18 protein-coding genes and 1 pseudogene are annotated in these 17,008 nt (G+C 41.8%); all 19 read right to left on the bottom strand.

Translation table 11 applies throughout. The features are described 5' to 3' along the window. Window positions 1-672: YSIRK-type signal peptide-containing protein (locus HMPREF2853_RS04860; RefSeq protein ID WP_148131396.1), on the bottom strand; the 672-nt coding region annotated here is incomplete at its 3' end. A 2-nt stretch (window positions 673-674) separates the two neighbouring features. Next, on the bottom strand, window positions 675-1,238 hold the full coding sequence (locus HMPREF2853_RS04855; RefSeq protein WP_070535109.1) for a TIGR01440 family protein: 564 nt from the start codon (window positions 1,236-1,238) through the stop codon (window positions 675-677). 109 nt (window positions 1,239-1,347) lie between these two features. Continuing rightward, window positions 1,348-3,039: a cache domain-containing sensor histidine kinase gene (locus tag HMPREF2853_RS04850; protein ID WP_070535107.1), complete on the bottom strand. Its 1,692-nt coding sequence runs from the start codon at window positions 3,037-3,039 to the stop codon at window positions 1,348-1,350. Continuing rightward, complete coding sequence (locus tag HMPREF2853_RS04845; RefSeq protein WP_070535105.1) at window positions 3,036-3,773, bottom strand: response regulator transcription factor; 738 nt, start codon at window positions 3,771-3,773, stop codon at window positions 3,036-3,038. The genes HMPREF2853_RS04850 and HMPREF2853_RS04845 overlap by 4 nt, the downstream gene beginning before the upstream one ends. 70 nt (window positions 3,774-3,843) lie before the next feature. Beyond that, entirely contained in the window at window positions 3,844-4,956 is a 1,113-nt protein-coding gene (gene msrB / locus HMPREF2853_RS04840) for a peptide-methionine (R)-S-oxide reductase MsrB (RefSeq protein ID WP_049478901.1), read from the bottom strand. Window positions 4,957-4,965: 9 nt separating this feature from the next. Next, window positions 4,966-5,529, bottom strand: a complete 564-nt coding sequence (locus HMPREF2853_RS04835) for a redoxin family protein (protein ID WP_000759253.1) — start codon at window positions 5,527-5,529, stop codon at window positions 4,966-4,968. Window positions 5,530-5,542: 13 nt separating this feature from the next. Further along, complete coding sequence (ccdA2, locus tag HMPREF2853_RS04830) at window positions 5,543-6,253, bottom strand: thiol-disulfide oxidoreductase-associated membrane protein CcdA2 (protein WP_000370910.1); 711 nt, start codon at window positions 6,251-6,253, stop codon at window positions 5,543-5,545. A 163-nt stretch (window positions 6,254-6,416) separates the two neighbouring features. Beyond that, the gene (locus HMPREF2853_RS04825) at window positions 6,417-6,968 is read right to left on the bottom strand and encodes a GNAT family N-acetyltransferase (protein ID WP_000643823.1); all 552 of its coding nucleotides are present in this window, start codon (window positions 6,966-6,968) and stop codon (window positions 6,417-6,419) included. Between the two features lie 157 nt (window positions 6,969-7,125). Further along, window positions 7,126-7,950, bottom strand: coding sequence for an ammonia-dependent NAD(+) synthetase (gene nadE / locus HMPREF2853_RS04820; RefSeq protein WP_000058055.1), 825 nt, complete (start codon window positions 7,948-7,950; stop codon window positions 7,126-7,128). Beyond that, window positions 7,947-9,407, bottom strand: a complete 1,461-nt coding sequence (locus tag HMPREF2853_RS04815; protein ID WP_070535103.1) for a nicotinate phosphoribosyltransferase — start codon at window positions 9,405-9,407, stop codon at window positions 7,947-7,949. The genes nadE and HMPREF2853_RS04815 overlap by 4 nt, the downstream gene beginning before the upstream one ends. A gap of 116 nt (window positions 9,408-9,523) precedes the next feature. Then, window positions 9,524-10,012, bottom strand: a complete 489-nt coding sequence (locus tag HMPREF2853_RS04810) for a DUF6773 family protein (protein WP_000797159.1) — start codon at window positions 10,010-10,012, stop codon at window positions 9,524-9,526. Further along, the gene (locus tag HMPREF2853_RS04805) at window positions 10,002-10,211 is read right to left on the bottom strand and encodes a helix-turn-helix transcriptional regulator (protein WP_070535102.1); all 210 of its coding nucleotides are present in this window, start codon (window positions 10,209-10,211) and stop codon (window positions 10,002-10,004) included. Before HMPREF2853_RS04805 ends, HMPREF2853_RS04810 begins: the two co-directional genes overlap by 11 nt. A 198-nt stretch (window positions 10,212-10,409) precedes the next feature. Then, window positions 10,410-10,820 carry a GNAT family N-acetyltransferase gene (locus HMPREF2853_RS04800; RefSeq protein ID WP_000558473.1) on the bottom strand — a complete coding sequence of 137 codons (411 nt, stop codon included), beginning with the start codon at window positions 10,818-10,820 and terminating at the stop codon, window positions 10,410-10,412. A gap of 100 nt (window positions 10,821-10,920) precedes the next feature. After that, window positions 10,921-12,284 (bottom strand): annotated as a pseudogene (locus tag HMPREF2853_RS04795) (amino acid permease). Between the two features lie 76 nt (window positions 12,285-12,360). After that, on the bottom strand, window positions 12,361-12,843 hold the full coding sequence (gene greA / locus HMPREF2853_RS04790) for a transcription elongation factor GreA (RefSeq protein WP_000818754.1): 483 nt from the start codon (window positions 12,841-12,843) through the stop codon (window positions 12,361-12,363). A gap of 62 nt (window positions 12,844-12,905) precedes the next feature. Next, window positions 12,906-14,618, bottom strand: coding sequence for an endolytic transglycosylase MltG (gene mltG / locus HMPREF2853_RS04785; protein WP_070800021.1), 1,713 nt, complete (start codon window positions 14,616-14,618; stop codon window positions 12,906-12,908). Between the two features lie 74 nt (window positions 14,619-14,692). After that, window positions 14,693-15,196, bottom strand: a complete 504-nt coding sequence (locus HMPREF2853_RS04780) for a GNAT family N-acetyltransferase (RefSeq protein ID WP_000702425.1) — start codon at window positions 15,194-15,196, stop codon at window positions 14,693-14,695. Continuing rightward, window positions 15,193-15,660: a GNAT family N-acetyltransferase gene (locus HMPREF2853_RS04775; protein WP_049550520.1), complete on the bottom strand. Its 468-nt coding sequence runs from the start codon at window positions 15,658-15,660 to the stop codon at window positions 15,193-15,195. The genes HMPREF2853_RS04780 and HMPREF2853_RS04775 overlap by 4 nt, the downstream gene beginning before the upstream one ends. A 9-nt stretch (window positions 15,661-15,669) precedes the next feature. Further along, window positions 15,670-17,004 (bottom strand): UDP-N-acetylmuramate--L-alanine ligase, encoded by a 1,335-nt coding sequence (murC, locus tag HMPREF2853_RS04770; RefSeq protein ID WP_000048076.1) that lies wholly within the window; start codon window positions 17,002-17,004, stop codon window positions 15,670-15,672. Window positions 17,005-17,008 lie beyond the last annotated feature (4 nt).

Genomic DNA, 17,008 nt, shown 5'->3' with positions numbered 1-17,008 from the left:
GCCTTTAGCTTCAATCTTGCCTGTATATTCCGTCTGTGGTTCTTCAACTACCGACTCACCTTTTTTACTGCTTGTATTGGTACTAGATTTTGATTCTTTAAAGTAACCAACATACTCATATCCTTCAATATGAATAACACCTTTAGCCAAACCTTCATGTGTAGATGCAGAAATAGTTTGGTTATACGAAAGTAACTCTTTATTTTCAAATGCAAAGGCAGTAAAAGGTACAAAATTGCTGACGCCGATAGAGCTAATTAACAGAATACCAAGTACTTTACTACGGTGTTTCTTGGAAACTAATAAAACCGCTAGTGAGGCTGTTGCCAACCCAAGACCTGCCAAAGCAAGCTCCTTACTTCCTGTGTATGGAAGTTGTTGACTGTTAGTCTCCTTCTTGCGATAAACTACATAAATAATATCTTCATCTTGAAATTCTGTAGGAACCTCATGGTGAATCAAGGCTTTTTCAGACTCGGTCAATTCCTGCTCCGCCAGATAACGGTAATGCACACTATGAACACCACCAATTTCATTGGCTTGCACCTTATCTACTAAAAGGGTACTGGCACCAAAAAGGAAGGCCCCGATAGCTACAGGACCTACCCCAACAGTGAGCTTACGAATCGAATATTTGGTAATTTTTTCTAGTTGTTGTTTTGTCTTTTTCATTCTCACGACTTTCTGATAGAATCTTCTGGATACTGCGCACGCGCACCTCCGATTAATTTTGGACGACTTGCAAGAGCCGTTACATGGGCATGCCCAATTTCTCTCAAAAGAGGGCGAATCGGAACCTGAACATGCTTGACATGCATGCCAATCGCAGTATCTCCGATATCCAATCCAGCATGGGCCTTGATAAATTCAACCTCAACTGGATCCCGCATAAACTTGAAGGCTGCCAACTGACCCGAACCTCCTGCATGAAGTGTAGGAAGGACACTGACGATTTCAAGACCAAACTGCTCTGCCACCTGACGTTCAACAACGAGGGCTCGATTGACATGTTCACAACCTTGAACAGCTAGATGAATTCCTTTATCCTCTAGGGTATCTAGGATGGTCTTCACAATGATCTCCCCAATTTCTTGACTGGATTCCTTGCCAATCTGACCACCTATCACCTCACTAGAAGAAAGGCCCAAAACAAAGATAGTTCCTTGCTTCAAATTAGCCTTGTCTATTACATCTTCTACAATCTGGCTTGTTGCTCTTTGAATGTCTTTTTCCTTCATACTTGATACCTCTTTTGTCACTATCTATCATATCTTTTTTTACTGATTTTATCAAGGCCAACTAATCATTCTGATTTTTAAAAGTAAAACTCCCAGAATAGACTGGGAGTTAGCTAATTGCTATTTTATTAATGTATATTTCAACTGTCGTCCCTTTTTCGGGTGCAGAATTGATCTTCATCTGGTAATTGTCTCCAAAATGAAGTTTGAGTCGTTGGTCGACATTTTGAAGGCCAACTCCCCCACGTTTGAGCTGACTTTGACTACTATCGCCAGCAGCTTGGAAACCAACACCATCATCCTCAATGCGGATGACAAGCCCTGTATCCTGTTTCTGAACAGAAACTTTAATATGTCCCTGTCCTTCCTTCTCCTTAATACCATGGTAAAGAGCGTTTTCTACAAGAGGTTGCAAAACCAGTTTAGGCAAGACTAAATTATCAAAGTCAGGTTCTTCAGCAATCTCATACTCCAGCTTATCACCATAGCGTTGTTTCTGGATAAAGAGGTACTGGCGGACATGATTGATTTCATCAGAAAGAGAAATCAAATCCTTGCCTTGATTGAGCGCCAAGCGGAAATAGGTTGCCAAGGACTTGGTCACCTGAACCACTCGCTGACTATCCTGAAATTCAGCCATCCAGATGATAGTGTCCAAGGTGTTATAGAGAAAGTGGGGGTTAATCTGGCTCGACAGTGCTTGAAGTTCATACTGCCGTGTCGCTTCTTCCTGCCTGCGCACATCAGCCATCAGCTGATCAATCTGATCTAACATGGCATTAAACTGGCGAGTCACTTCTCTCAGTTCATAGGCACCAGCTTCCTTAGCACGAAGATTTTGTGTACCAGAAGCAATTTCCAGCATGGTTTCTCTCAAATCCTTCAAAGGGGCAATCCAGCGTTTGAGACTGAACCACACCAAGCAGAGACAGGCAAGAAGAGATAAGGCACTAGCACCAAGCAAGGTCCACATGAGTTGACTCCGAACCTGGTCTAACTTCTCCAACGAAGACACGCCTATCACCGTCCAATCAGTTCCTGCAATCTTTTCCTGACTGACGTAGGATTGATGGTCTAGCGTATAGCCCTGCCCCGTCTCGATGTAGGGTTTCATGGCCTCCATTTCACTCGCTGAGCTATAGACAGTACGTTTAGGATGGTATACAAATTCATGGTTTTCATTGATGATAAAGGCAAAGCCCTGCTGGCCCAACTGGAGTTGGTTGAGATAGGCTTCCAGAGTTTCATAGGAAATATCCAAACGAAGCACACCAAGATTGGCTCCCTTTTCATCAACAAGTTCCTGAGTAACAGAAATGACCCATTGACTATCTGATTTACGAGCTGGGGTTAAAACTGGCTTAGCTCCCTGATGAATAGCCTTTTGGTACCAATCCTCAGCCATCATATCTGAGGAGGTTTTCATCTGCACACTGTCATCTGTAGAAATAACCTGACCGGATTTGGTGACCAGTACCACCGTTTTCAAGTCCTGGTCTGACTTTAAGATAGTCAAAAACAGATCTCGGATTCCCTTGACCTGGTCTTGGTTAGGATTCTCAGCATAGGCTAAGACATCCTTCTGCTGGGTCAAACTGGTAGAGGTGGTTTCTAATTTTTTGATATAAGACTGAATAAAGTGGCTAGTTTGGCTAATGGTCGTTTGGCTATTACCCTCAATAGTAGCCTCAATAGCTGATGAACTAGATTGATAGTAGAAAGTCCCAACCAGAGCTAGGAGAATGAGAAAGACCAGAAAGATGGAAATAACCATTCTGACTAGGAGAGAAGAACGCTTCATTGACCTTCCCCCTTCTTAAACTGACGAGGGGTCACACCTGCAATCTGTTTAAAGCGTTGGGTAAAGTAGTTCATATCTTCAAAACCAACCTTTTCGGCTATCTCATAAATCTTTAAATCTGAGGTCAGAAGCAAGAGCTTGTCTTGTTTGACACGCTCTCTCACCAGGTAATCCTGAAAAGGTAGGCCCAACTCTTTCTTAATCAAGGAACTCAAATAAGTCGGACTAAAACCTAGGTCACTGGCCAAAGACTTCAAACTAAACTGACTGTCAGCTAGATGAGACTGGATCTTCTGAGCAATATTTCCCTCAAACTTATCGGTTAATAAATCTTGTAACTGCTCTTCCTTTTCTTCCTTGTCTAGTTTTTGCTTGATTTTCCCCAACATTTCCTCAATATCCTGACGAGAAAAGGGCTTGAGCAGGTAGTCATCCACACCTAGTTTGACAGCAGACAAGGCATAATCAAAATCACCGTAACCTGTCAAAAAGACCAAATGAACTTGTGGATAGGTTTCTCGTACCAGACTGGCCAACTGGATGCCATTTAGCTGAGGCATGTTGATATCGGTTAAAATGATGTCTGGCACCTGCTTTTGAATCAAGTCCCAAGCCTGTCTTCCATTTTCAGCCTGACCGATGATCTCCATATCGTAGGCTGCTACATTGACCAGCTTGGTCAAGCCTTGTCTTACTAGATATTCATCCTCTACGATTAAGATTGTGTAGGTCATGCTCTGCTCCTTTGTCACTTACTAGTATCAGTATAGCAAAATTCTCCACTAACTGCTTAGGAAAGACTTCTTAATCGACATAATCTAGTAAATAGGCATAGCCTTTTTCTTCCATTTGGTCTTTGGGAATAAAGCGGATAGAGAGACTATTGATACAGTAGCGCAAGCCACCCTTGTCCTTAGGCCCATCTGTAAAGACATGGCCAAGGTGAGAATCTCCAACTCGACTTCTCACTTCCATGCGCGTCATATTGTAAGACTTATCTTCCTTGTAAGTGACAACATCTGGACTAATTGGTTGGGTGAAACTAGGCCAGCCACAACCAGACTCAAACTTGTCTTTTGATGAAAAGAGGGGTTCGCCAGTTGCCACATCCACATAGATACCAGATTCGAATTTATCCCAGTAGCGGTTTGAAAAAGCTCGTTCTGTTTGATTTTTCTGGGTAACTGCATACTCCTCAGGTGACAAGGTCTTTTTCAATTCCTCATCGCTTGGTTTAGGATATTTGCTGGCATCGATGACGGGATAGGCAGCCTGATTGACATTGATATGACAGTAGCCATTTGGATTTTTCTTGAGGTAGTCTTGGTGATAATCCTCCGCCACCACAAAATTCTTCAAGTTTTCCTTTTCAACTGCCAGAGGTTGGTCGTATTTCTTAGCAACTTCATCAAAGACTTGGTTGATTACTTCCAAATCCTTTTCATCTGTGTAATAAACGCCGGTACGATACTGGGTCCCCACATCATTTCCTTGTTTATTTTTGCTGGTTGGATTGATAATGCGGAAGTAATGAAGCAGGATTTCCTTGAGGGAAATTTGATTAGCGTCGTAGGTGACATGGACGGTTTCCGCATGACCTGTTTGGTTAATCAATTCGTACTTGGTTGTTTCCCCTCTACCATTTGCATAGCCTGAAACGGCATCGGTTACTCCAGGCACGCGTGAGAAGTATTCCTCCACTCCCCAGAAACATCCCCCAGCTAGATAAATTTCGTGCAAGTCTGCATCCTTACTCACTTCAGTTTTTTTCACTGTTTTTCCTCCTTGGCTAACGGATGCTTTCTCAATTTGCGAGCTGTCTGTCTGCCCTGCATTTCGCATCAATAGAAAATAGAAACCGGTTAGGACTAGGAGAATGACCCCTGCCAAGACAAACAATTTTACTTTATCATTCATAGCCTTTCTCTACCCCATTTCTTTCAATTCTTTCAAAATCATATCCTTATCCATAAAACCTGGTTGCGTTTTGACCAGCTTGCCTTCCTTGTCTATAAAGGCTTGAGTCGGGTAAGAACGGACACCATAACTTTCCAAGAGTTTACCTGATGGATCAATTAGAACTGGGAAATTTTTATAATCCAAGCCCTTGTACCAATTCTTAAAGTCCGCTTCTGCTTGTTCACCTTTGTGTCCAGGAGAGACCACTGTCAAAACTACATAGTCATCACCAGCATCCTTAGCGATTTCATCCGTATCTGGAAGGCTGGCTAGACAGATGGAACACCAAGAAGCCCAGAATTTAAGATAGACTTTCTTGCCCTTGTAATCAGATAAACGATAGGTCTTACCATCTACTCCCATCAGTTCAAAATCAGCAACCGCCTGACCTTTAGTCGCAGTTTGCGAACTGACTTGTTCTGTTTTGGATTGCTCCTTCATAGTAGACTCGTCTGACATGTTTTTAGCCGAACAGGCTGCCAAGCAACAAATTGAGCCTACTCCAAGGAGACATGTTTGCCATTTTTTCATTTCTTTTTCCTCTCTATTCAAATAATGTAGTCAAAATGGAAGCATTTCCCAAAAGCACCAAGATTCCCATCACGATAATGAGAAAACCACCCACTTTTTTGAAGGTTCCGAGATAAGGATGGAGTTTTCGGAAATGTTTCAAAACATAGCTGGAGGCGAGAGCTAGAACTAAAAATGGTAGCGCCAATCCCAGCGTATAGACTAACATGAGACCAGCTCCCTGCCAAGCTCTTGAACCGCCTGAAGCCGCCAAAGCCAAAACAGAGCCCAAAACCGGCCCTACACACGGTGTCCAAGCAAAACTAAAGGTCAACCCCAGTAAAAATGCCTGACTATAGCCATTAGCATTTTGACCCTGTCTCTTTAATTGTAGCCTTCTTTCCTTGTAGAGTCCCTGCAAATGTAAAACATCCATCTGGTGCAAGCCCAAGAGAATGATAGTCGCACCCGTCACATACTGAAACCAAGAAGCATACAGCAAATTGCCTAAAAAACCAGCTCCATAACCCAGTAAGATAAAAACAAAGGAAATCCCCGCTATAAAGGCCAGAGTTCGCAATAAACTTACAACTGAGATTGAAAATTTTCCGCTAGAAGCCTGAGCATCATTCTTTTCATCCAATAAGACCCCTGCATAGACTGGCAACAAGGGTAAAATACAAGGAGAAAAGAAGGAAAGAATTCCAGCAAGAAAAACACTAATAAAAAAGATTACATTGTCCATTGCCTTCCTCCATTCTTTGATTTGATAGGTCTATTATATCCCCAAAACTCCAGAAAAAACAGGGACAATGATAGGGAAAAATAGGAATTTAATCAGTTTATTTAGAAATCTGGCACAAAAAAAGCCAGACAAGGTCTGACTTTGGTAGAAACAGAAAAGAGAATCACCTGTCCTCCCTACTTATCTGGTAATAAATAAGGTCCGCAACGTAGTCTTTTCTCTCCACACCATTGGCAATGGTTTTTAGATAAGACATTCCCGCTTTTTCCATAACACGGCCTGAAGCTAGATTGAGACTAGCGTAACGAGCTCTGACTTTTTGAAAGCCTGCTTGAGTAAAACAAAAATCTAACACAGCTTTCAAGGCCTCTGTCATCATACCTCGGCCCCAAAAGTTTTTTCCTAAAACATACCCAATTTCACAACTTAAATCTTCCTCGTGCATTTCAATGATGCTGATATCTCCTATCACATGCTCTGGGTTCTCTTTGAGACAAATGGCCCATTTGTAATAGTTGGGATTAGTATAGGATGCAACCCAATTTCGAATCGAGTTCCGAGTCACCTCGACATCAGGATGAGGATCCCAGGTGACATAGATTAGATTCTCAGCAGACGAAGCCCAATTTTGAAACATGGCTTCCGCATCACTCTCCACAAATCTTCTCAAGATTAATCGGTCTGTCTGTAACATTTGCGTACCGATTGCTTTCATCATGTTACCTCGCTTTCTAAGCTTAAGGCTCAAGCTAAAAAGTTCCCCCGGACCTTCCTCGCTTTCTCATTTCCAGGCTCAGGGTAAAAAGGTCCACAGGTCTAACTCTCACTTTTTTATTTCAAGGTGAGAGGCTAAAAACCTCCACTGGAGGTTTTTACTCCCAAAAGTCATCAAATACGGTAATTGGTAGGTGGCGTTTGTGTTGGCCTTTGTGCCACCAGTTTTCGATAGTTGCTTGGGCTTCTGGACTGATGGTTTTGCCTTCAAGGTAGTCATCAATTTCATTGTAAGTGACTCCCAAGGCTACTTCGTCTGCAATACCTGGTTTTTCTTCTTCCAAATCTGCTGTTGGGATTTTTTCATAAAGGGCTGGGTCTGCACCAAGTTCCTTCAAAAGTTGTTTTCCTTGGCGTTTATTGAGGCGGTAAAGAGGGAGAATATCTGCACCACCGTCACCAAACTTGGTAAAAAAGCCTGTGATATTTTCCGCGGCATGGTCTGTTCCAATAACCGCTCCGCTATGGGCACCTGCAAGGGCATATTGGGCAATCATACGACTACGAGCCTTAATATTGCCCTTGTTAAAGTCTGAAACAGGACTTCCTGTCGCTTCGACTGCAGCTGTCATAGCATCAGCTGATTCCTTGATATTCACAACCAAGCTGACATCTGGCTGGATGAAAGCGAGAGCTTTTTGTGCATCTGCTTCATCAGCTTGCACGCCATATGGCAGGCGGACAGCGATAAATTGGTAGCTGTCATCTCCTGTATCTGCTCGCATTTCTTCCATAGCTAATTGCGCCAAACGCCCTGCCAAGGTTGAGTCTTGTCCTCCAGAAATTCCTAGTACAAAGGTTTTAAGGAAGGGATGTTTTTTCAAGTATCTTTTTAAGAAGTCAATCGAACGACGAATTTCTTCCTGGGCATCAATCACTGGTTTGACGCCCAGTTGCTGGATAATGGTCTCTTGCAAACTCATTCTTCTTCTCCTTCACCAAGGGCTTCCTTGCGCATCTTATCAATCAAGTCCATCTTATCTTGCCAAATATCACGCGCCAAGTCCACTGGATAGTGTTGCGGATTAAGCACGCGCTTGTATTCATCCCATAGCTTGTCGAATTCCTTACGAGCATAGGCCTGAATCTCAGTCAAACTAGGCAAATCGTAAACTAATTTCCCTGCTTTGAAGATGTCCACCAAGAGAGGAACAGCATCAAAGTTTCGAACGGTCTTCTTAATGTAAGTATAGGTCGGATGGAACATTTTGATTTCTGTCATGCTGGCAACATCCACACCGTCATAGGTGATGTAGTCACCTTCTGACTTACCTTTTTCACGACTAGTAATGCGCCATACCTGCTTCTTACCTGGGGTCGATACTTTTTCAGCATTGCTTGAAAGCTTGATGGTATTGCGCATCTTACCAGTTTCATCTTCGATAGCCACAATCTTATAAACCGCTCCAAGAGCTGGCTGATCATAGGCTGTAATCAGCTTGGTACCCACCCCCCAAACATCAATCTTAGCGTGTTGCATTTTGAGGTTAAGGATGGTATTTTCATCTAGGTCATTGGAAGCGTAAATTTTGGCATCTGGATATCCAGCCTCATCTAACTGTTGGCGAACTTTCTTGGAAATATAGGCTATATCCCCTGAGTCGATACGAACGCCTTTAAAATTAATCTTGTCTCCCAGTTCACGAGCTACCTGAATAGCAGCCGGCACACCGATGCGAAGCGTATCATAAGTATCTACTAGAAAGACACAGTCACGATGGGTTGAAGCATAGGCCTTGAAGGCCTTATAGTCGTTTCCATAAACCTGTACCAAGGCATGAGCATGAGTACCCAAGACAGGAATGCCAAAGAGTTTCCCTGCTCGCACATTACTAGTACCATTGGCGCCACCAATCACAGCTGCGCGTGTTCCCCAGATAGCAGCATCCATTTCTTGCGCACGACGTGTCCCGAATTCCATCAAAGGCTCATCTTCAATGACTGAACGAATACGTGCTGCCTTGGTCGCTATCAAGGTTTGAAAGTTAACGATGTTTAAAAGAGCCGTTTCGACCAATTGGCATTGGGCTAGAGGTCCTTCCACCTGCACAATCGGCTCATTAGCAAAAACCAAGTCCCCTTCCTGAGCAGAACGAACCGTTAGTTCTAACTTGAGATTTCGTAGGTAATCCAAGAATTCTCCATGATACCCAAGCGAATCCAAGTAGTCAATATCGCTATCTGAAAAGCGTAAGTCTTCAAGATAATGTACAATTCTTTCCAAACCAGCAAAAACCGCATAGCCGTTATTAAACGGTTGCTGGCGGAAGTAAACCTCAAAAACCGCCTTCTTATTGTGAATCCCTTGGTCAAAGTAAACTTGCATCATGTTAATCTGGTACAAGTCCGTGTGCAATGTCAAACTATCATCTGGATACATCTGTTTTCCTTCTTCCTACTTTACAAAGGTATGAACGTATTCTACCACTTTCACACCGTCCGATAAATTAGTACTATTATAACACATTTTACCAAGATTGATAAAAAGCTAACAAGCTATTCTCCATTCTCAAGTTCATCCATATCTTGCTCAAACTTTTTTTGAGCCCATTCGCCATAACTTTTAAGGCCGAGATTGCCGATAAAAACCCAAGGAAGGTAAATCAGATAAGTAATGACCCAAGCAGACAAGTATTTAACGTTCAAAGGATTGTGCTGATAAATTTCGATATTGAATTGATAATTCTGCAACATCAAAAGAGTCGTAATAGCGAGAGTTACCAGCAAACACCCTCCAATCGTAAAATGAAAACGACTATAGTAGTTCACACCCAAATCTCGAGCACGGCCGAAAAAGTAAGAAGTTCCAATAATGATAATGATGAGAATCATTATCGGATTAAAAAGACTTGGTGCTAATACTGTAATCATATAAGATAAAAGCAAGAAAGCTATAGAGATATAGAAACTTTCAGCCCCCGCTTTATTCATCAGTTGTTCTTCTCTTTCGTCTAGTAATTGATAATAAAAAAATCTATTTTTCATCTTCTTCCTCCCAAAATAGTTGGTCTAAAGTTTTGCCTAAACATCTGCAAATGGACTGGCAGAGGGAGAGACTGGGATTGTATTTCCCAGCTTCAATCAAGCCTATAGTCTGCCTAGTAACACCTACATCTTCTGCCAATTCCCCTTGTGTTAAATCAAGCTCTACCCGAGCTAATTTTAATTTTAAATTTTTAGCCACTAGAGTCCTCCTTCACATTTTTAAAAAAGTTGCGCTTCTTTTAAAAACATTATACCATATATCTAACTTAATGCAATATATAAATGTCATTTTGTAAGATTTTATTAACAAAAAACTCTCTATCATCTTACATGATAAAGAGTATTCGTTCTTTTTTGATACTTAGCTAAGTTCCTCTCCAAAAGAAAGAAGTCTAGGTCACAAATCTTTTTGATAATAGTATCTTTGCCCTGTGTAGGGATAGTCTTGCAAGGTAAAGACTTCCTTGTAGCCATGACTTAGATAAAAATCTGGCGCTTGAAACTGGTAAGTATTCACAAAAGCAAAACGACAGTTTCGATTCTTGGCTTCATTTTCAGCTCGCTGCAATAGTTTTGAACCAATTCCTTGTCCCCTCAATTCCTCTCTCACAAACAAATATTCGATTTCCAACCAATTTCCGAAAGTCTCTGCTACTAAGCCTGCCATGAGATTGCCCTTTTCGTCTTCGACATAAAGGTTCAGTGGCTCGCTTTCAGCCTCTTCTCTTTTAGAACGATTATAAGCACGAATCAAGTCCCCTATTTCCTGCGCTTTATGAGATTCCTTATTTTCCAATCTAACGTGCATCCAAACCTCCTAATAAACTGCTACAGCTTGATTATAGTCTTATTTAGATGGACTGTCAAACTAGAAAAAACTCACCAAGCAGAGTTGATGAGTCCATGAGTTATTTTCTAAATTTCCACTGGCTATAAATCCCAAAAACAAGGATCCAGATGGCAGAACCAACTGCCCCCATAAAGGTAGACTCTTGCAAAAAGAGAGTCGCAAAAACAAAGACGAAAAAGAGAATGGTTAGGGGATTAAGCAAGCGATACTGAGGCATGAGGTAGCCATCAGCCATGAAGTCTTGTGACTTGCGGTATTGAGATGGGCCACCATAATCAAGATATAAATCGCGATGTAAACACCTGATGAAGATGCTGTAATCAAAGCAAAGGCATCTGAAACACCTGGCAACACATTGATAAAGGCAGCCAGAGCAATCAAAATTGCTGAGGCGATGATGGCATTTTGTGGAACATTGTGGCGAGAAAGGGTATCGACCTTGATGGCCTTTAAGAAACGATTGGGCGAATCATGGGCAATCTGATATAAGTGTCTCCCTGTTGAGTAGAGAGTTGAGTTAAGAGCAGACGCCGCTGAGGTCAAGACAACAAAGTTGATTAGAGCTGCTGCCCACTTGATACCCGCCAGTTCAAAAACCGTTACAAATGGAGAATCTGAAGAATTAAGATAAGACCAAGGAATAATGGCCATAATCGCAATGAGAGCTCCCCCATAGAAGAAGATAATTCTAAGAGGAATTTCCTTAACAGCTTTGGGCAAGACCTGACGAGGGTTCTTTGTTTCAGAAGTTGTCACCCCGATAAACTCAATCATCAGATAGGCAAAAAATACCATTTGAAAGGCCATGACAAAGTTCATAACTCCGTTTGGAAAAAGAGAGAATTTGTCGCTGATATTTGCCAAACTTGCAACACCATGCGGTGTCTTAAAGCCTGTCAAAACCATAAAGACCCCAGTGGCAATCATGGCTAAAATCGCCACAATCTTGACCATAGCAAACCAAAACTCGACTTCTCCAAAGAGCTTAACCGCAATCAGATTGACCAAAGCCAAAATTGTTAAAAAGACAAGTTGAATCATCCAGCTAGGCCAGGTGGGAAACCAGAAGCGAACATAATCTGAGATGGCAGTGATTTCTGCCATACCGATAAAGACAACTGACAACCAATAAGACCAAACTGAGAAATATCCCCAACCTTTCCCCAAATGACGGGTGATAAAGTTGATAAAGGTATGTTGTTCTGGATCCTGATACAGCATCTCCCCAACAGCCCTCATCATCAAAAACATAAAGGCTCCTGTAATCATATAAATCAGGATGATAGAAGGTCCTGTAAGGCTGATAGAGCGACCAGCACCTAAGAAAAGTCCTGTTCCGATTGTTCCCGCAATGGCCATCACCTGAACATGGCGATTGGTTAAACCACGCTCCATTTTATTTTTCTTCTTATTTTCACTCATATAGTCTCCTTTTTATCCAATAAACCAAAAAGGAGTTGAGCAAGGCAAGGCCTTCACTACTCCTTTTTCATCCTATTTAGGCTGTTTTCTCAACCTTTAAGATTTTGACATCATAGCTACCAACTGGTGTTTCAATCGTTGCAGTATCACCAGTCTTCTTGCCAATCAAAGCACGGCCAATCGGACTTTCATTTGATACTTTACCAGCAAAAGCATCTGCACCTGCAGAACCGACGATGATGTAGACCTCTTCTTCGTCTTCACCGAATTCTTGGATTGTTACTGTTTTACCGATTGCTACCTCATCTTGGGCAACTGCATCGCTATTAACAATTTCAGCATAGCGAATCTTTGTTTCTAGACTTGAAATTTGACCTTCAACAAAAGCTTGTTCATCTTTCGCCGCTTCATACTCACTATTTTCTGAAAGGTCTCCATAGGAACGAGCAATCTTGATACGCTCTACGACTTCGGGACGTCGGACGAGTTTCAACTCCTCTAATTCTTTTTCTAGTTTTTCCTTTTCTTCAAGGGTCATTGGGTAAGTTTTTTCTGCCATTTTTTTAACTTTCTTTTCTATTTACTTTTTTAAAACAAAATTATGTGGAAAACCACATAATTTTAGTTTGAACTACTTGCTTGAGGTAACTTGCTATTGATATGCTCTGCAACGTTTTGATCATGTTCTTCTTTTGTTGTTGCAAAGTATACTTTACCATCTTCAACATTGGCTACAAAGTACAAGTACTCACTCTTTGTCTGGTTTACACTTGCTTCAATCGCATCCGAACTTGGGCTATCAACCGGTCCAGGCATGAGGCCAAGATTTGTATAGACATTATATGGTGAATCAATCGTTGTATCAATTCCAGCATCATCCGCTAGACTAATGTTTTGACCAAGTTTTCCTTGAGCATAAAGGATAGCGATATTGCTTTGAAGAGGCATACCGACATTCAAGCGGTTGTAGAAGACACCTGCAATCTTCTTGCGGTCTTCTGTCTTAGCACCTTCTTTTTCGACAAGAGAAGCAATGCTGAGCAATTCATTAACTGTCAGATTCTTTTCTTTGATCGTAGCGTAATATGGCGACATAGCCTTATCCATAGCAGCCACCATCTCATCAATCAAACTTTCAACAGTTGTGCTGTCTTTGATCGTATAGGTTGCTGGGAAAAGGTAGCCTTCAAGACGATAACGAACGCCACTGTCTTTTGTTGGAAGACTTCCAAGTAGGTTTGGATACTTGGCTACTAATTGTGAGATAAAGGTCTCATCTTGAGCTTTTGCCAAGAAAGCATCCGCAGTAAGAGGTTCTTTAAATTCACCTTGAAGTTGTCCTACTGTTTGAGCGATTTGCTCCAACGTATAGCCTTCTGGAATGGTCAAGTTTGCAAGAACAGGTGCCTGAGCTTCAGGAGTCCCACCTTTTTCCAATTCTTGAATCAACTCATCCGTACTCATACTCTTCTTCAAGTTGTAATAACCTGACTTCAAGTTGGCATGGCTATAGTATTTAGCATAAAGACTAAAGATAAGTCCATGTTTAACCAGACCAGATTTTTCCAAGGTGCTTCCAATTTCTTGAACATTTGCACCGTCTGGTATTTGAACCGTTACATAATCCTTAGAGCTCGCATCCACAGGTTTCAAAGAATCTTGAACGTAACCATAACCAAAGTAACCACCAACTACAACGAGTACTAGGAAAACTAGAACTGTTACTAGGCAACCTTTGGCTTTTGAGTTTTTCTTTTTCTTAGTTGATGTTGCACTTTGACGACGACTGCGACGAGTTTCTTCTCTTAAGCTGTCTGAGAACTCAGTAGAGTCAGGTGTTTCAAGCGCATTCTCAGGAGCAGTTGAATCATCGGACTCTTTCGTCTTATAAGTCACCGCTATCTTAGTCGGAGTATCGTTAAATTCTTTCTCTTCGTGTTTAAGCTCAACTGGTTCTACCTTTGGTAAAACAGGTTCAGGTGCAGATTCTTCAGTTTCTACAACTTCAACCTTGTCGATGATGGGCTGTTCTCCCACTTCCTCAAGTGTCACTGTATCTTCACTTCCAGTTGCTGGACGTGGAGGAACACTTGGTGCATTTTTTAGGATTTTATCGACAACAGATAGGGAATCCGCCATCAACTCTTCTGTTGATGTTTCTGGTTCAAGATCTGAAGGAGTTGCTGAACTAGCTTGAGATGAAGAAGCCGTCAGATTTGGAATCTCTACTTCTTTCTCTCTTCTATCATGTTCTTTTACTCTTTCTAAATCACGTAGAATTTGCTCTTTAAAGCTTAATTTTTCTTCTTCTCTTGATTTTTCAGTCAAAAGCATTACCTCCTTGTTGACAATCCATAATATTATATCTTAAAAGTCGCAGAAAAGCAACCAACTAGGGCATTCCCTAGCTAGTTTTCTTTATTTTCAGGCTGCCAGACCATATCATACCATGTTTCCCCAGCAAAGCTTGACTGGGATATTCCTTCATTAACAAAGCCATGTTTTTCATAATAGGCGATAAGGTAGTCATGACATGTCAAGTTAATGCCCTCTCGTTCATGTTCTAAAGCGACTTCTTTCAGAGCCTTTAATAGTCTTTTCCCCACTCCCAAAGCTTGTGCTTCCTTGGCAATAGATAGGCAAGTCACAGAAATATAACCTCCAGGTTGATGACTATAGTCTTTTATTTTTTCTGTAAAGGACTGATCATGTAGATGGCGGTGCGGAACGACTGGACCTTCGATATAACCAAGAATACGCCCCTCTTTTTCAGCTACCAAAAAACTGGTCTGAATTTCCTGCAAATGCGCCTCAAAGACCGAACGAGGAATGGCTTCCTTCAGTGAAAAATTCTCCAGCTCTATCTCTATAATCCGATCTAAATCCGAAAATCTTGCTTGTCTGATTTTCATATTTCCTCCTGATAAAAGGGATTTGCCCATATCAGATACCATTCAGAACCACTGCAATAATGACTATCGGTCACTTCTTCTTCAACAAAGCCATTCATTTCAAAATATGATAGTAGTTCATCAGGACTCTGCAAAAGAATACCTTGGTGATTTAGTTCGACTGTCACCTGTTTCAAGGCCGCAAGAAGAAGAGTTCCCAGTCCCTGTCCCCAATGGTCAGGATGAATAGTCAATGATTTTATTTCTATCCATTTGGGATGAATAGACTGAGCTTCTCCTAAAATATAGCCTAAGAGCTGATTTTCATCCCCAGCTACAAGAAAGGTACCCGCAGTCTTGCGGATACTCTCTTCTAAAGATTGGCGGCTAAATACCTCTTCTAACGAAGGATTGGCTTCTTCAATCGCCAACATTTCGTCTAAATCTGATAAGGTGGCTTGCCTTATAGTGATTGGAATTTCCATCTGTTTCCCTTATTGGACGTTGCTTGTCAAATTAGACAAGAGACGTTCAAATGAATATTCATAGGTTTGGATGTCTCCTGCACCCATAAAGACGTAAACAGCATTATCATGGTCTAAGAGAGGAGATACATTCTCAACAGTGATAACCTGGTGTTTCTTGTTGATTTTATTGGCTAAGTCTTCTACTTTGACATCACCATGGTCCACTTCACGGGCCGATCCATAGATTTGCGCTAGGTAGACGGCGTCTGCTTGATTCAATGCATGGGCAAATTCGTCCAACAAGGCGATGGTTCTAGTAAAGGTATGCGGTTGGAAGATTGCTACGATTTCCTTACTTGGGTATTTTTGACGAGCTGCATCCAAGGTTGCAATGATTTCTGTTGGATGGTGGGCAAAGTCATCAATGATCACTGTATCATTGACGATTTTTTCAGTGAAACGACGCTTAACACCTGCAAAAGTTTTTAAGTGTTCACGGACCAAGTTCAAATCAAAACCAGCTGTGTAAAGAAGACCAATAACAGCTGTCGCATTCATGATATTGTGACGACCAAAGGTTGGAATGTGGAATTGACCCAACTCTTGACCACGGAAATGAACGGTGAAGGTCGAACCAGTCGTAGAACGAAGAAGATCGCTAGCTACAAAGTCATTGCCCTCAGCTTCAAACCCATAGTAATAGATTGGCGCATTGGCTGTGATCTTACGCAACTCAGCATCCTCACCGTATACAAACAAACCTTTGGTAATTTGTTTGGCATAGTCGTTAAAGGCATTGAAAACATCCTCTAGACTTGTAAAGTAGTCTGGATGGTCAAAGTCAATGTTGGTGATGATAGAGTATTCTGGGTGATAAGGCATGAAATGGCGCTCATATTCGTCTGATTCAAAGACAAAATATTTGGCATTGGCTGAACCACGACCTGTCCCGTCACCAATCAAGAAGCTGGTGTCTGTGATGTGAGACAAGACGTGTGACAGCATACCTGTTGTTGAAGTTTTTCCATGAGCTCCTGCCACTCCCATGCTGACAAAGTCGCGCATAAAACTACCTAGGAATTCGTGGTAACGTTTGTAGCTGATACCATTTTGGTCCGCATAGGCAATTTCAACGTTGTTATCTGGACGGAAGGCATTTCCCGCGATAATCTCCACATCACCTTGTAGGTTCTTTTCATCAAAAGGAAGAATCGCAATCCCTGCCTGCTCTAGTCCACGTTGAGTAAAGTAATATTTTTCAACGTCTGAACCTTGAACCTTGTGTCCCATTTGGTGCAACATCAAGGCTAGGGCACTCATCCCTGATCCCTTGATTCCAATAAAATGATATGTTTTTGACATGCTT

Origin of the sequence: Streptococcus sp. HMSC077F03 (genome assembly GCF_001812375.1) — a bacterium.
In the GTDB taxonomy this organism is placed as follows: Bacteria; Bacillota; Bacilli; order Lactobacillales; family Streptococcaceae; genus Streptococcus; species Streptococcus oralis_S.
Note: the sequence above shows the minus strand (reverse complement) of the source record. Positions and strands in the feature narration are given on the sequence as shown.

Coding starts and splice junctions, on each gene's coding strand:
- HMPREF2853_RS04800 (WP_000558473.1), bottom strand. CDS start 10,820: ATGCACGTTAGATTGGAAAATAAGGAATCTCATAAAGCGCAGGAAATA.
- HMPREF2853_RS04850 (WP_070535107.1), bottom strand. CDS start 3,039: ATGAAGCGTTCTTCTCTCCTAGTCAGAATGGTTATTTCCATCTTTCTG.
- msrB (WP_049478901.1), bottom strand. CDS start 4,956: ATGAATGATAAAGTAAAATTGTTTGTCTTGGCAGGGGTCATTCTCCTA.
- HMPREF2853_RS04810 (WP_000797159.1), bottom strand. CDS start 10,012: ATGAAAAATAGATTTTTTTATTATCAATTACTAGACGAAAGAGAAGAA.
- ccdA2 (WP_000370910.1), bottom strand. CDS start 6,253: ATGGACAATGTAATCTTTTTTATTAGTGTTTTTCTTGCTGGAATTCTT.
- HMPREF2853_RS04845 (WP_070535105.1), bottom strand. CDS start 3,773: ATGACCTACACAATCTTAATCGTAGAGGATGAATATCTAGTAAGACAA.
- HMPREF2853_RS04780 (WP_000702425.1), bottom strand. CDS start 15,196: ATGAAAATCAGACAAGCAAGATTTTCGGATTTAGATCGGATTATAGAG.
- HMPREF2853_RS04835 (WP_000759253.1), bottom strand. CDS start 5,529: ATGAAAAAATGGCAAACATGTCTCCTTGGAGTAGGCTCAATTTGTTGC.
- nadE (WP_000058055.1), bottom strand. CDS start 7,950: ATGAGTTTGCAAGAGACCATTATCCAGCAACTGGGCGTCAAACCAGTG.
- HMPREF2853_RS04855 (WP_070535109.1), bottom strand. CDS start 1,238: ATGAAGGAAAAAGACATTCAAAGAGCAACAAGCCAGATTGTAGAAGAT.
- HMPREF2853_RS04825 (WP_000643823.1), bottom strand. CDS start 6,968: ATGAAAGCAATCGGTACGCAAATGTTACAGACAGACCGATTAATCTTG.
- HMPREF2853_RS04775 (WP_049550520.1), bottom strand. CDS start 15,660: ATGGAAATTCCAATCACTATAAGGCAAGCCACCTTATCAGATTTAGAC.
- HMPREF2853_RS04815 (WP_070535103.1), bottom strand. CDS start 9,407: ATGTATCCAGATGATAGTTTGACATTGCACACGGACTTGTACCAGATT.
- murC (WP_000048076.1), bottom strand. CDS start 17,004: ATGTCAAAAACATATCATTTTATTGGAATCAAGGGATCAGGGATGAGT.
- greA (WP_000818754.1), bottom strand. CDS start 12,843: ATGGCAGAAAAAACTTACCCAATGACCCTTGAAGAAAAGGAAAAACTA.
- mltG (WP_070800021.1), bottom strand. CDS start 14,618: ATGCTTTTGACTGAAAAATCAAGAGAAGAAGAAAAATTAAGCTTTAAA.